The sequence below is a fragment of the Ureibacillus aquaedulcis genome (assembly GCF_030418165.1).
GTDB lineage: Bacteria > Bacillota > Bacilli > Bacillales_A > Planococcaceae > Ureibacillus > Ureibacillus aquaedulcis.
Map to the genome: position 1 here is coordinate 318,703 of NZ_JAUHTQ010000002.1, position 13,631 is coordinate 332,333.

The following is a 13,631-nucleotide window of genomic DNA, read 5'->3' on the forward strand; positions in this document are numbered from 1 at the left end:
AAAAACCGTCCTCCAATTTGGGAAGACGGTTTAAGCTCATTGAGATAGATCAAAATCACTTTGAAAAATCATTAACTCAATTGCAGGTATACTTTTAATCCTTAGCTAAAATTCTTGCGTATTTGTTCTTGTTTTAAAATGTTAAATTCAGGCCTATTCTAGATCAATCACTCTATTAATCATGGTTCCGACTTGCTCTCGAGTAGCTAAAGCCCTGGGATTGCTGCCGTCTGTAATGCCTAGTTGCAATAATGTTTCCCATGCTTCTTTATGTGATTCAGAAACTGTCCCGTTATTTTGTATAAAAGTATCGTGATATCGTTTTAGTACAGTAAATAATTGTTGCCGAGTCAATGCTCCTGCTGGATAGGATCCGTCAGTTAAACCTGATTCTTTTGCCCATTCATAATCTTCTTTATGAGGTGGAGCTACTGCATTATTAGATCTCAAAGAGGCTTTCGCGGATAATTCGTTTTTTAAAGCTTCTATTTCGCTTTTTAGTTCTTCATATTGCGACAATGTTAAACCCTCCTCTTGGATTAATTGGACTCTTTCGTTACTGGACGTAGGAACTACAACCTCGCCCTCAAGTTGATAACCTTTAGGCATGACCCAATCCGATTTCACCTCGAAATGAGGACGGTCCATATTATTTGTCCATGTACCACCCCATGTGATATTTAATTTTTTCGCTATTGCTCCTACTTTGGAAAGTGTTTCCACATCATATAGTGGTTTTGGCGGTGCAACGGCAATATCCCAAGCTAAGCGAGCTTTATGATTACTAGATTTTGTCCATGTAACGATTTGTCCTGGACGAGTGCGACCTTGTGCATATAAGTAATTTTGTCGTTCTTGGGAGCGATATGTTTCGGTTAGGAAAATATCTCGAATATTTGCTTTATAGCACTCCTGAAACAACAATTTACAAGCTATCTGTGCAACCCTTGCCAATTCGCTTAAATCTCTATTACTCGTTTCTACTGATGCCATATTATCCCTCCTTCGACTTGTTGTTAGCTAGCACTTGTATGTTATCAGGGACCCAGCAAGGTATAGGATCCACTATGATATCATGAAGTCCTAATATACTAGTATAGTCATCATAATAGATATGAATTGGTTAATATACTCAGTAATCTATATTAAAAAAATGCCCGCTACTTTATAGCGAGCACTAGCATTTATGTTATATTTTTCATATTCCGATCCCACTCTGTAATACTCGATTGTGGCCTATGGTTTGCAGAACACTTTTTAAACTTGGACCACTATTCATCAATTAACTAAAAAACACCCGGCTAGAAGTGTTCCCTAAAAGTTAGGATGACATACTATTATTAATTCTTTTAAAGTAAACGAAAAATAAGCGATTTTGGGGTCCATTGAATTAAAGGGAATTTTTCGATGGGATATATAATAAGTGTCTCTTTATAACTTTCTATAAAATCGTTGATATATCGACAGTTATCAAAGAAAAAACCCCCGTAAAAATTAGATTCGTGTCTAACTTTTTACGGGGCAGTTCATTGATTCGGGTGTTTTAGGATAACCATTTCGGTGGCGTGTTTTTGCTCCAGTAAATATCACCTAAAGAATGGTGTGCGATAAAATTGTCTTCAGATGTATGGTAATGGAAATTATAGTAGTAGCCTTCTTGGGGACGCTTTTCTGTTCGAACATGGAAGCGAATCAAGTCCTTGCCGCTTGTCCCGTTCGAAATATTGAAAATCTTTTCGTTATACTCTCCGCTTGGCTGATTTGAAATCGCCAAGTATCTAACTGTGTCCGCGTCCAAATTCGTTAGTGTTAGTTCAATTACCTCTTCTAATTTTGGATAAATCTTTGAATCAAATTCATCGCTAATGACAGGTGCAATTCTAGGACCAAATTTTATGTAGGCTTGTTCTTTTGCTGCTAATAAGATGGGTTCGATATTCGTTGTATCATTATGATCGACATCGGCAAAACTATCTTCAACCAAAGCTGATACTTGCTCAGTTGAATTGCTTTCTATGTTGCTGCCTTCTGAACCATTGTTCGCTTGGCTGTTATCTAGACTATCCCAAATTTCATGATTCGGTGTAATTAATCCAAAAGTTAATAATGCAACTGTTATAACAAGGGTTTTCTGCAGCCACTTTTTCATGAGATCACCTTCAATATCGCACAATTTTGTAAAAACCTTCTATATATTTAGTACGTTTAAAACATTAAAAGGTTTCATCTTTTTCTATTTCATTGTACAATAATATTGTAAATAAAGCGTGTTTTTTTTATCAAGGGAGGTTAACTGTATGGAAATCGCAGCAGGGTTTGGATTATTATTGTTACTAGGTTATTTAACATCTATGTGCTTCACGGACTAATTCACAAAGCTAAAGCTACTGATTCAGGTAGCTTTTTTTAGTTGCCAAAAATTAGACAAGGGGTATCCTAATTAATCGGATACCCCTTTAGCATTTCTATGGAAAAATATAAATAAATAATGTCTCAACCCTATCATCAGGGGAATTTTATAATATAATGCAAACACTTGCATCTACCAACCGCGGTAAAATTCCACTAAACGCTTTCTAACCTAAGCAACGCAAACCCTACCTACTTTTGCGTCCTTGCAAGCCTCTACTTGCGCCAGTGTGAATAAGTATCTTAAAAAACTTCAGCGAAACGCCAAATTTATTTACATCAATCCTAAAAATCGCATATAACTACTGTACCATAATTTATGTGTAAAGTAAAATCCATTGATACAATGTAGTCGACCGATATCCATTTCACGACTATTTCCTATTAAGCCATTCCCTTTTCTCTCATCTTGCTTAACCATTATTGACAATCATCTATCAACATGCTATTCTTTAATACATTAGTAGTTTAGTGAATGAAAGTGCTATTCACTATACATAGAAACCATCAAGGAGATAGATTAATATGAAACGTAAATTTTCACTAGTTTTTATCCTGGCATTAATCTTAACGATTGTTGCTGCTTGTGGAGCAGATGAGAAATCAGAAGGTTCTTCTTCTGGTAAGGAAACAGTAGTAATCGGTATTGACGATACTTTTGCACCGATGGGATTCCGTGATGACAACAATGAAATCGTGGGATTTGATATTGATTTAGCTAAGGCCGCTGCCGAACATATGGGCGTTGATGTAAAGTTCCAACCGATCGATTGGTCTACAAAAGAGTCTGAATTAAGCAGTGGACGTATTGATCTAATCTGGAACGGCTATACAGTTACTGAAGAACGTAAAGAGAAAGTCTTATTTACCGAACCATATTTGGAAAATGCTCAAGTTGTTATGACTTTGGCAGATTCTAAAATAACTAAGTTAGATGATCTTGCAGACAAAGAAGTGGGGATTCAAGCGTTATCTTCGGCTCTTGATGCACTAAATGCCAACCCAATTAGCGAAAAAGTATCTCTTAATGAATTTAAAGACAATGTTTTAGCCTTGACAGATTTAAAAGCTGGACGTGTTGAAGCTGTTGTCATTGATAAAGTGGTTGGTGAATACTTTATGACTCAGGAAGCAGATACTTTTAAAATTCTGGATGAATCTTTAGCACCTGAACAATACGCTGTAGGTGTGAAAAAAGGCAACGAAGAGCTGCTTGAAAAAGTACAGGCTGCCCTGGATTCAATGAATGAAGACGGTACTTCGGCTGAGATTTCAACAAAATGGTTTGGCGAAGACATCGTTTTAAAATAGTAGTTTATAACCTAATTAAATGATGAATACTTGATAAGAGTTTCCATATTTATGTGAAGCTCTTATCTTTTTGACCTAACTGTAACATCAGGAAACACTTGACTTCTAGTCAGCACTTTTAAGGAGGATACATAATGGTTGAATATTGGAATAAGATTATTTGGCCAATGCTTGAAGGAGCACAAATGACTGTACTCCTCTTCTTCATTGCCATAATCGTTTCGATACCACTTGGTTTCTTGCTAACTTTGGCAGTTAAAAGCAGCTTTAAACCATTGTCATGGCTTGCACACGGATACATAACAATTATGCGTGGCACACCACTGTTACTACAGCTTTTATTAATTTGTTTTGGTTTACCAATGCTGCCAATCGTCGGTGAATATTTAGTTTTCGACCGTTTTGTCGCTGCATGCATTGGTTTTGTATTAAATTACGCTGCTTATTTTGCAGAGATTTTCAGAGGCGGCTTGCTTGCTATCGATAAGGGGCAATATGAGGCCGCACAAGTATTAGGTTTATCGAAATGGCAAACAACTACTCGTGTAATATTACCTCAAATGTTCCGAGTTGCATTACCTGCAGTTGCAAATGAATCCATTACGCTTATTAAAGATACTGCCCTACTTTACGCTGTTGCAGTACCTGAACTATTGCATTTTGCACAAACAGCTGTCAACAGGGAATTCACGATAGTACCCTACTTTATTGCGGGGGTTATATACTTAATCATGACATTAATCTTAACGATAATCTTTAAACAACTTGAGCGTCGATATAAGTTTGAATAGAGGTGAAAAGAACATGACACTAATTGAAGTTGCCAATTTAAAAAAATCCTTTGGAACAAACGAGGTATTAAAGAAAATCTCCTTTTCCATGAATAAAAATGAAGTGGTTGCGATGATTGGCCCCTCCGGATCTGGAAAAAGTACATTGCTGCGAAGTCTGATCAACCTGGAGCAAATTGATGGCGGCAGTATCAGCATTGGAAATGAATATTTAGTAAAAGATGGCGTTTACGTAAAGCCGGACGGGATAAAAAAAGTGACAGGCAGGATGGGTATGGTGTTTCAACATTTCAATCTTTTCCCTCATTTGACTGTAAAACAAAATCTGGAGATGGCTCCCAAGTTGCTGAATCTACAATCAGCTCAAGAGATTGAAAATCATGCGAAAGATTTATTAGATAAAGTGGGGCTAACTGAAAAAGCCGAGTCTTACCCTTCCAGTTTATCAGGTGGTCAAAAACAACGTGTGGCCATTGCACGTGCATTAATGCTAAATCCCGATATTCTGCTCTTTGATGAACCAACTTCTGCTCTTGACCCTGAATTGACTGGTGAAGTATTAAAAGTAATGAAGGATCTAGCTGAAGAAAGTATGACAATGATTGTTGTGACTCACGAGATGGGTTTTGCAAGAGAAGTGGCAAATCGTGTAGTATTCATGGATGGCGGAGAAATTGTAGAGTCAAATAGCCCAGAAGAGTTCTTCTCAAACCCGCAACACGATCGTACCAAATTGTTCCTGAAGAAAAATTTAAAATAAATGACGAATTAGTAGTGAAGAGAATCCTTATTTTCTTCACTTTTTTTGTTTGGTGTAATTGGATATGTAATTGAGGGAATTTTTAGGTGAAGGTCAAGCTTTGAGGTCTACCTAGATGGGCTTATTTTTAGTGCGGTTGCTTATTTTTAGTGACAGTTGCTTATTTTGTTTTTGATTCGTCTTATGATGTACTTTCTCTACTCCTTACTTCTCATAAAATGCTTTATCACCCTGATGATGCACTTTCTACTGCAATTAGCTTCTCACAAAGTGCTTCCTTCGACTGTTGATGCACTTTTTACTGCAAATCGCTTCTCTAAAAATGCTTCATTCGCCTGATGATGCCCCTTCTACCGTAATTTGGTTTTCACAAAGGTCTTCATTCGACTTATGACGCACTTTATACTGTATTTAGCTACTCACAAAATACTTCATTCCCCTTATGATGCACTTTCACCAGTTAATTGCTTCTCACAAAGGTCTTCATCCGCCTGATGACGTACTCATAACACTTTTCATAAAATTCTTCATCCGCCTTTTCTTCTTACAATGATTCGAGAAATAGCAATGTACTTCATTGAGCAAAAAAAATAGCGATGAATACTCATCGCTATCACTCAACGTTCACTAGTTTTTTCCAAAATCCCATAATGAAACTTCGAAGTTAACCGCACCGCTCTTTCAAATCCAAATTCTTCAAACAGTCCAGAACGAAAATGTGCTTTCAATACGACCCGTTTTTTGGCAACTCGGAAGGCTTCATCAACCCATTCTTTCGATAAATGAAGATGGCTGCCGGCAACCCGCAGTGTTTCGAAATTGTTGGATTCTTCGATGAGTTCCTCGAACATGGGATCCATGTATACAACATCAAAGGAATTCTCGCCCTGTTGTCTTAAAAACTCCACGGCTTCGGTTTGGATAACCTCGATTTGGCGCATACAGCTAGTCAGCGGTAGTTCAGAGGTATCATAAGCCTGCATTCCGTTTTTTATTATAAACGCAACATTTGCATCGTCCTCTAATCCGACTACTTTCCCCAAATCCCCTACTTTATAAGCCGCAAGCATGGCGTCAGAACCCATTCCCAGCGTGCAATCAAGGAAGGAGTCTCCCACCTTTAGGTTGCATGCATCCAGAAATGGATCTTGCTCTCCTCTTGCCACTCGTTTTAACCGGAAAGCCGCTGAATTTGGATGAAAAAAGAAAGGTGCACCTGCACCTTTCGGGTAATACTCATAGCGATTTTTGCCCGCAATGATGATATTTGCATTGAAAAGCTGGCTCAACTTCGCAACGGATCTTTTATTTCGGGGTTCGAAACGAATATTTAATTCGTCACAAGCTTTCTGTGCTAGCGCCATAGAAATTTCATCTGGTCTACCAGCAGTCGTTACAAGCGTTACTGCGCACATGCTTGTTTTAATACACCAGTTAAATGCTCAGTAATTTGTTCTACTGGATAGCCTTCAATTTGTTCACGAGGAATGAAGTATTCTAATTGTCCGTCTCTTAAAACAGCAATTGACGGAGAACTTGCTGGGACTTCTTCAAAGAATCCGCGCATTTGTGCTGTTGCTTCGCGATCCTGGCCTGCAAAAACTGTTACTAGATGGTCTGGTTTTACCTCTTCGATTGCTTGGCGAACCGCTGGACGAGCTAAACCGGCCGCACATCCACATACAGAATTAATGACTACTAAAGAAACTCCTTTTGCCGAAGCCATAAATTCATTCACATCTTCAGCAGTTGTTAATTCATTAAAACCAGCATCTACTAATTCTTGGCGCATTGGTCGTACAATGCCTTTCATGTATTCATCATAAGCATTCATTTTTTCTACCTCTTTCATTCATAATCACTATTTTTTATTATACCAATTAAAACGATTTAATTTCAAAATATGTGCCTGTGTTCATTAATTTACACTTTCTGCTACTGGTTTTGCTATCTCTGTTTTTTTCCAAGCGAGTGCAATTCCTAATGCAACGGCCAGGAAGACAGCAGCCAAATAGTATGGGTAATCGACATCAATATCAAATAGCACCCCACCCAGAATCGGTCCAATTGCATTTGCCAGGGAGGTAAACATCGAGTTCATGCCGCCTACAAAGCCTTGATCATTTCCTGCTATTTTCGATAAATAGGAGGTGGCAGCAGGACGAATTAGATCAAAACCAACAAAACACATTGTAATGACGAAAATAATCATTGCATAGCTGGACACTTGGGTTAAAACAAAAACGAAAACTACGGAAATTACCAAGCACAGTCGAATTAACTTGATTTCGCCCCACCATTGCGTCAAGCGGTCAAAGAGTAAAATTTGGGATAACGCGCCTATTATAGCCGATACTGTAATCAAAACCGCGATATCTCCCGGAGAAAAGCTAAATTTATGATCCGTATACAAACTGATAAACGATTCAACTACGGCAAGGCCGAATGAAGAAATAAAAATAATCAAAAAGGCGATTAAAAACATCGGGATACAAATCTTTTTAAAGGCAGATTTCGATTCTGTTTGTTCCATGACTACAGGCTGTTCCGTACGTTCAGGTTCTTTCAAGAAGAGAATGGACAAGACTGTAGCTAGAGCACCTAGAACAGCAGCAGAAAAGAATGGAACACGTGTACCGATTTCTGCGAGAAAGCCCCCAACACCTGGTCCAATGATAAATCCAGTGCTGATTGCTGCAGACATATACCCCAGTGCCTTTGGTCGTGTTTCAGCTGTCGTAATATCCGCAATATAGGCTGTTACAGCCGGCATGATTAATGCGCCACTCACACCACCTAAAATACGGGAAACAAATAAAACCTCAACCGACTTTCCTAGACCAAATAATAATTCCGATACCGCAAATGTTGCTAACCCGAGAATAATCATGATCTTACGTCCGTATTTATCCGCAAAACGCCCTGCTATCGGTGATACCACAAGTGAAGTTAGTGCAAACGCTGCCGTTAAATAACCAACAACTGTTCCTGAAATATGCAGCTCATTCATGATCGTCGGCAAAACAGGAATAATTAAGCCAATTCCTAAAAACGCAATAAACAGATTTCCTAATAAGATCGCCAATACAATCTTTGTATTTTTATTCATGATAAGACTCTCTTTCTCTAATTTGATGTGCAGCCTAATGATGCATTGACTTATTGTATCTTTTAGATACCTCCATTCAATGCTTTCACAGTGGTAAGTAACTTAATTCCACAGAAAAAATGTACAACTGCCTAATCACTAAGCATTGTACATTTGGTTCGTGCTTAAACTTTTCCCTGTAATTTAGTGAAGCGGATGATATTATATATATTTCTAGCAGAGTTTCAAATATATTTCTATTTATATAGCTATTAATTTCACTAGAAACGTTATCCCCGTGATTGAAAATATTAAATAACTTCTGCTCCTTCTAGAAAAATAGAAGTAGACACGTTATCAATGCTACATAAGCCATTGTTACCGAATTGACGATATAAATTTGAATTTTTTTGAAGGCTAGCTGCCAATCGCGATCTGAGGTTCTTATAATCGTAAAAATGGCGTTTTCTTTTACTTCGGCGCATATAGAACTGATATAGGTTTTCAATCCGAAATACATAAGAATCACCAGTAAATATGCTGCCCACCAAGGTACGACGAGAATAAGAGGAAAAACAATACATATTATACGGAGATAATCCCAAATATAACTCTTTTTTCGAAATATTGTTTTTAAAATCAGTTCGATTAATACAGACACACTATCATTAGATCTGCCTTTCTTGAAGCACATAGGTGATTTAGATTTATGTTTTGGCAATTTCATCATTTTTAGTTCAGGATTATAAAGGAAGATACGCGACTGCCAACGATAAAAAGATTCAACGTCCATTTGTGTTTGTTTTTCAAAATAGCGATGGGTCCTTATTGCACGTCTCTCATACAAGATACCGCCAATAAATATTAGAGCTATGGTGAATGCGACTGTCAGGTCATTTGCATAAAAAACTGCAACCGACGTTAACAAAATCAGAATCAATAAAGTAAAAAATCTCACCCATTTTGACAAAAATAGTACAGATAATTTACTTACCAAATAACAACTAATAAGAGATGCTGAGAATTGAGTTAACTGAATAAAGGAGAAATGATGCACGTAACGCAAAAACGGATAAAATAATGAAAACAGAATTGCCATAATAGCGAAATTACATAGTAAGGAATAATAAAATCCCCATCTTTTTAATGCAGCATATTGTTTTGTGGACTGTATTAAAAATAGTTTGTCTGCTGGCTCACTAAATGTACGATTAATAAGGGTACTACTTATATACATGATAATGAAAACAACAATGCCAGGATGTAGAAATTCGATGAACCCATAGTTTAGTTTGAAGACGGTTTCTCTAAGAAGATAATAGATAAACGCAAAAGACGGAATGATTAAATAGAGCCAAATTGTCCAATCCGCAATATTTTTAAATAAAGATAGGTGTGTTTTCCATTGTCTTTGCAGTCGCATCTTAAACAGCAGCATTTTCAACACCTTCTAGTAATTCATCGAAAATTTCAAGCAAACTTTGTGAATGATGTTGCTGCAATTGTTCCAGTGTACCTATCCTGATTATTTTTCCTTCATGTAAACAAACAAACGAATCACATAGTTTTTCAGCAGTATCCAAAGCATGCGTGGAAATCAAGAAAGATGCACTTTGTCTTTTTGTATCATCAATCATTGTCAATAATCTTCGAATTGCCTGTGGATCCAGTCCCATAAATGGTTCATCCAATATGTAAAAATCATACCTTGGAGTAAATGCTAAAATGAGCATAACTTTCTGCTGCATTCCTTTTGAAAAATTAATTGGATACTCATTTAATTTGCTTTGGAGCCTAAATATCTTGCATAATTCCATTGCCCTTTGTTCCAGCTTGACTGTATCCTGTCCATTCGACTGAATTAGTAAGTGAATATGTTCCCATAGTGTTAAATAATCATACAAAATTGGCCGTTCAGGTACATACCCGTACTCTGACAGCTCACATTTATGCTGGCTATGAGGTATCGTCCCCATGATTGTCTGAATGGTTGTACTTTTGCCTGCACCATTTCCGCCAATCAAACCAACAACCTGGCCTTTTGGGATGGTAAATTCAATATTTTTTATAATGGCTTTGTTTTGTTCATAACCAGCACTCTGAATATTAATGGAAATCAATATTAATAACACCTTTCAATCTTTATGTAAAATTTTGTATTAATACTATTACGCGTTGTAATAGAAAAAGTTTCATTGCAAACAAATATTAAAAGAGCGTTTATTCCATGCAGGAATTAACGCTCTTCTTGGACCTTCTTAGGTCAATTTTGTTTTTGAATTAGCAGCCTTCACAGTTGTCATCGTCTTGATTGCGGTTATTGCGGTTGCGGCTGAAGTTTGCTTCTTCCGCAAATTCTTCGTTGTTTTGGTTACGGTTGAAATCTAATTCCTCCGCAAACTCTGCACGATTATTTTTTTGATCTTGACGGTTATTGTTGTATTTTCTTTTTTCCATTGCTCTCTCACCTCCGTCACTTATTTTGGGTAAATCAACATGATTTATGCATCACATTCATTAGAGAATTTTCTAAGGACTCCTTAAGTTTTCAAGAAAGAAGCGTGGATTTTACTCACTTTTTTTCTCGTCTTTACTTGAGACCTTCTTATTGATTCCCCGGTAAATTTGTGTAACCATAGTCCCCTGTACAACATGCTCCAAGAAAAAAGTTCCGACGAGCTTTAAGTACTCTTCGTCATCAAACATTTTTCTATCTTGGAATTCCATTTCAGCCAGGCCTTCATATGTAGCTAAAATGGCATAAGTATAATCGGCACCAGTAATCGGAATGAGCACTTCCAAATCATGGTCATATTGTTCGTTCCGGTATTTTTTAATCTCCTGCAAATTCTCGATTGCCTCTTTAAACTTTTCTTGCTTGATTTCAAATGTTTGATATACATGAATCGACATTGCTATTACTCCTTAAATGTATTTATTGTTGCAAAATTGAATAGTTGTCCTACTTCCGCTCCAAAACGAATAAGATGGTACAAACCATTTTAAGTTATTAAAGGAGTTTTTAAATGAGCGCTTTTTTCGGTTACGTAATACTTGGAATATCACTTGCTGCTCCCATAGGGCCAGTAAATGCTGCACAAATTACAAAAGGTATCCACGGTGGCTTCGGTCATGCTTGGCTAGTCGGACTTGGTGCGATGTTGGCCGATGCTGTCTATATGGCGATTGTATATTTTGGTGTTTTTCATTTTCTTGAAACCCCATTTATGCAAACATTGCTTTGGTCTTTTGGTTGTTTTGTTCTCATTTATACAGGCATTGATAGCATTATAAATGCAGGCAAAGAAGTAAAAATGAGCAAGATGAAAGATGATTCCCATAAAAAATCATTTTTATACGGTTTCCTTTTATCGATTTCCAACCCGCTTTCAATGATGTTTTGGCTGGGCATCTTTGGATCTGTCCTGGCCAAAACCGTTTCAACTTACGACCTGGACCATGTCATTTTATATAGTCTGGCGATTTTTGTAGGATTATTTATCTGGGATGTTACTATGGCCTTTATCTCAAGCAGCTTCAAAAAAATTCTAACAGCAAAACTGCTTGGTGTTATTTCAGCAATATCGGGATTATCACTGATAGGATTTGGTGTGTATTTCGGTGTACAGGCCTTTAAATTATTGTTTTTGTAAAGACTAAATACATAGTCGACTTACAAGAAAAGCGACAATTGCTAAATGCCGCGTGGGTATTCATTGTTATTTTTATCTTTTCGTTTCCGCATAAAAAGAATCACAATGATGACGATTGCAATAAAGACAATGCTAACAAAGAACCCCATTCGGTTCGTTTTATCAACAAAAGTACCACTTACCGCTAGAAGAATCAGCAGCATGGCAAAGAAACGCTTCACATGATCAAATTTTGTGGCTTTGATAAGTTTAGGGAATGAAATGAGAATGAAAAACCAGTTATAAATAAGCATTAACCCGGCGGCCGTTGTAATATATTCATACACCCGGTCCGGAACTATCCTGGAAACAATAATTGAAATAACTAGTACTGCAATGGTTAATGCTAATGCAAATGGTGGTACCTTCAGTTTACTTTTCTTCGAAAATAATTTCGGAGCATCCCCTTCTTCTGCCATCGTTACAAGCATACTGGTAACAGCAAAAAGTGAAGCAGCCATTGTAGAGAAGCCTGCAATCACAACACCTGCATTAAACACATAGGGGAAAAATGCTAAATTGTACTCTGCAAGGGAAATGACAAACGGACTCTCCTCCGCATTAAATTGATCATAAGCAACCAGTCCTGATGCTAAAATAATCGAAATTAAATAAATGCTTGTGAGGATAATAAGCATAACTGTTGTTGATTTGATGACTTCTTTTTTCTGTTGCAGTCTTACTGATAGAATTCCCATAATTTCGATACCGCCAAATGCATAAAAACCAAATATAAGGGAAGACCATAGGCCAATCATTCCTTCTGCGAAGAATTCATTAGCAGTGTTGGGGACATTAAAATCATCGCGACTTCCGCCAAAAAAACCAAACAGCACCAAAATAGCAAGGATGATAAACATAAAAATTGCGGCCACCTTCATGACGGCGAATAGGTTTTCCGTTTTTTCAAACCCCTTTGTTCCAATTAACACAACAATAATTCCTAGCGCAGCATAAATGGAAGCCAGAACCCAGATTGGTATATTGGGGAACCAAAAACGTGTAAGTATGGAAAGTGCGGTTAATTGACTCCCGGAGATCAGCATTTCAGAGAACCAATACACCCAGCCGCTGCTGAAACCAGCCCATCTTCCAAAAGCCTTTTTAGTATACGAACGGAACGACCCTTTTTGCGGATCCTGTATGAACATTTTTCCAAGTTGCTCCGAAACAATCATGGCTGTAATGCCTGCAAGTATAAATGGAATGATAATTGAAGGACCCGTTTTCGAAATCCCAATACCCGAACCAAGAAAATACCCGGTTCCAATGGTGCAACCAACACCAATCAGTGAGAGTTGCCACCATTTTAATAGGCCTTCACTATTGTTCCCATTCTTACCGCCAGCACGTGCTGGTATTTCCATCAAAAACTCCCTCCCTTTAAATCCTATTTATTATGGGCGGGAGGAAAATGTTTATGCATTTGAATGAGCTGTAAAGCCGCCTGGATTGAAAATAGAGTTATATCCTTGAAGAACGCTTGTTAAAGACACATTTTTCTTGTTTATTGAAAATATGTCTTTGTGAAGACTTGTATTGGACAGATATTTTCGCATTTCTAAAAAATTTGTCTTTGT

Annotated in this window: 14 protein-coding genes; 4 read left to right on the forward strand and 10 right to left on the reverse strand. The window is 37.4% G+C overall.

Going from position 1 to position 13,631, the window contains the following annotated elements:
* Nucleotides 1–153: 153 nt before the first annotated feature.
* Both QYB95_RS04140 and QYB95_RS04145 read right to left on the reverse strand, forming a co-directional pair.
* Nucleotides 154–993, reverse strand: a complete 840-nt coding sequence (locus tag QYB95_RS04140) for a M15 family metallopeptidase (RefSeq protein ID WP_301136874.1) — start codon at nucleotides 991–993, stop codon at nucleotides 154–156.
* 550 nt (nucleotides 994–1,543) lie between these two features.
* The gene (locus QYB95_RS04145; RefSeq protein ID WP_301136875.1) at nucleotides 1,544–2,149 is read right to left on the reverse strand and encodes a YpjP family protein; all 606 of its coding nucleotides are present in this window, start codon (nucleotides 2,147–2,149) and stop codon (nucleotides 1,544–1,546) included.
* A gap of 785 nt (nucleotides 2,150–2,934) precedes the next feature.
* Between QYB95_RS04145 and QYB95_RS04150 the strand changes: the two genes are divergently transcribed.
* The 3 genes from QYB95_RS04150 to QYB95_RS04160 all read left to right on the forward strand — a co-directional run bounded on the left by QYB95_RS04150 (nucleotide 2,935) and on the right by QYB95_RS04160 (nucleotide 5,271).
* Nucleotides 2,935–3,720, forward strand: a complete 786-nt coding sequence (locus tag QYB95_RS04150; RefSeq protein WP_301136876.1) for an amino acid ABC transporter substrate-binding protein — start codon at nucleotides 2,935–2,937, stop codon at nucleotides 3,718–3,720.
* A 134-nt stretch (nucleotides 3,721–3,854) separates the two neighbouring features.
* On the forward strand, nucleotides 3,855–4,511 hold the full coding sequence (locus QYB95_RS04155; protein WP_301136877.1) for an amino acid ABC transporter permease: 657 nt from the start codon (nucleotides 3,855–3,857) through the stop codon (nucleotides 4,509–4,511).
* Nucleotides 4,512–4,524: 13 nt separating this feature from the next.
* Complete coding sequence (locus QYB95_RS04160; RefSeq protein WP_301136879.1) at nucleotides 4,525–5,271, forward strand: amino acid ABC transporter ATP-binding protein; 747 nt, start codon at nucleotides 4,525–4,527, stop codon at nucleotides 5,269–5,271.
* 617 nt (nucleotides 5,272–5,888) lie between these two features.
* Here the strand turns inward: QYB95_RS04160 and QYB95_RS04165 are convergent.
* From QYB95_RS04165 to QYB95_RS04195, 7 genes are all read right to left on the reverse strand, one after another.
* Nucleotides 5,889–6,686 (reverse strand): class I SAM-dependent methyltransferase, encoded by a 798-nt coding sequence (locus tag QYB95_RS04165; RefSeq protein WP_301136880.1) that lies wholly within the window; start codon nucleotides 6,684–6,686, stop codon nucleotides 5,889–5,891.
* On the reverse strand, nucleotides 6,674–7,105 hold the full coding sequence (locus QYB95_RS04170) for a BrxA/BrxB family bacilliredoxin (protein ID WP_301136881.1): 432 nt from the start codon (nucleotides 7,103–7,105) through the stop codon (nucleotides 6,674–6,676). The genes QYB95_RS04165 and QYB95_RS04170 overlap by 13 nt, the downstream gene beginning before the upstream one ends.
* An 84-nt stretch (nucleotides 7,106–7,189) precedes the next feature.
* On the reverse strand, nucleotides 7,190–8,380 hold the full coding sequence (locus QYB95_RS04175) for an MFS transporter (protein WP_301136883.1): 1,191 nt from the start codon (nucleotides 8,378–8,380) through the stop codon (nucleotides 7,190–7,192).
* A 310-nt stretch (nucleotides 8,381–8,690) separates the two neighbouring features.
* A complete protein-coding gene (locus QYB95_RS04180) occupies nucleotides 8,691–9,797 on the reverse strand; it encodes an ABC transporter permease (protein WP_301136884.1) in 1,107 nt (368 codons plus the stop codon).
* Complete coding sequence (locus tag QYB95_RS04185; protein WP_301136885.1) at nucleotides 9,784–10,479, reverse strand: ABC transporter ATP-binding protein; 696 nt, start codon at nucleotides 10,477–10,479, stop codon at nucleotides 9,784–9,786. The genes QYB95_RS04180 and QYB95_RS04185 overlap by 14 nt, the downstream gene beginning before the upstream one ends.
* Nucleotides 10,480–10,639: 160 nt before the next feature.
* Nucleotides 10,640–10,816: a hypothetical protein gene (locus QYB95_RS04190; RefSeq protein ID WP_301136886.1), complete on the reverse strand. Its 177-nt coding sequence runs from the start codon at nucleotides 10,814–10,816 to the stop codon at nucleotides 10,640–10,642.
* A 111-nt stretch (nucleotides 10,817–10,927) separates the two neighbouring features.
* Entirely contained in the window at nucleotides 10,928–11,272 is a 345-nt protein-coding gene (locus QYB95_RS04195) for a hypothetical protein (protein WP_301136887.1), read from the reverse strand.
* A 113-nt stretch (nucleotides 11,273–11,385) separates the two neighbouring features.
* Between QYB95_RS04195 and QYB95_RS04200 the strand changes: the two genes are divergently transcribed.
* Nucleotides 11,386–12,012, forward strand: a complete 627-nt coding sequence (locus QYB95_RS04200; RefSeq protein ID WP_301136888.1) for a LysE family transporter — start codon at nucleotides 11,386–11,388, stop codon at nucleotides 12,010–12,012.
* A gap of 41 nt (nucleotides 12,013–12,053) precedes the next feature.
* On the opposite strand, the gene QYB95_RS04205 is transcribed toward QYB95_RS04200, so the two are convergent.
* Nucleotides 12,054–13,418: an amino acid permease gene (locus tag QYB95_RS04205; protein ID WP_301136889.1), complete on the reverse strand. Its 1,365-nt coding sequence runs from the start codon at nucleotides 13,416–13,418 to the stop codon at nucleotides 12,054–12,056.
* Nucleotides 13,419–13,631: the final 213 nt, after the last annotated feature.

Bases quoted from the DNA above. Each gene is read 5' to 3' on its own strand.
- QYB95_RS04190 (WP_301136886.1), bottom strand. From the start codon at position 10,816: ATGGAAAAAAGAAAATACAACAATAACCGTCAAGATCAAAAAAATAAT.
- QYB95_RS04195 (WP_301136887.1), bottom strand. From the start codon at position 11,272: ATGTCGATTCATGTATATCAAACATTTGAAATCAAGCAAGAAAAGTTT.
- QYB95_RS04200 (WP_301136888.1), top strand. From the start codon at position 11,386: ATGAGCGCTTTTTTCGGTTACGTAATACTTGGAATATCACTTGCTGCT.
- QYB95_RS04165 (WP_301136880.1), bottom strand. From the start codon at position 6,686: ATGTGCGCAGTAACGCTTGTAACGACTGCTGGTAGACCAGATGAAATT.
- QYB95_RS04155 (WP_301136877.1), top strand. From the start codon at position 3,855: ATGGTTGAATATTGGAATAAGATTATTTGGCCAATGCTTGAAGGAGCA.
- QYB95_RS04170 (WP_301136881.1), bottom strand. From the start codon at position 7,105: ATGAATGCTTATGATGAATACATGAAAGGCATTGTACGACCAATGCGC.
- QYB95_RS04160 (WP_301136879.1), top strand. From the start codon at position 4,525: ATGACACTAATTGAAGTTGCCAATTTAAAAAAATCCTTTGGAACAAAC.
- QYB95_RS04150 (WP_301136876.1), top strand. From the start codon at position 2,935: ATGAAACGTAAATTTTCACTAGTTTTTATCCTGGCATTAATCTTAACG.
- QYB95_RS04175 (WP_301136883.1), bottom strand. From the start codon at position 8,380: ATGAATAAAAATACAAAGATTGTATTGGCGATCTTATTAGGAAATCTG.
- QYB95_RS04145 (WP_301136875.1), bottom strand. From the start codon at position 2,149: ATGAAAAAGTGGCTGCAGAAAACCCTTGTTATAACAGTTGCATTATTA.
- QYB95_RS04180 (WP_301136884.1), bottom strand. From the start codon at position 9,797: ATGCTGCTGTTTAAGATGCGACTGCAAAGACAATGGAAAACACACCTA.
- QYB95_RS04205 (WP_301136889.1), bottom strand. From the start codon at position 13,418: ATGGAAATACCAGCACGTGCTGGCGGTAAGAATGGGAACAATAGTGAA.
- QYB95_RS04140 (WP_301136874.1), bottom strand. From the start codon at position 993: ATGGCATCAGTAGAAACGAGTAATAGAGATTTAAGCGAATTGGCAAGG.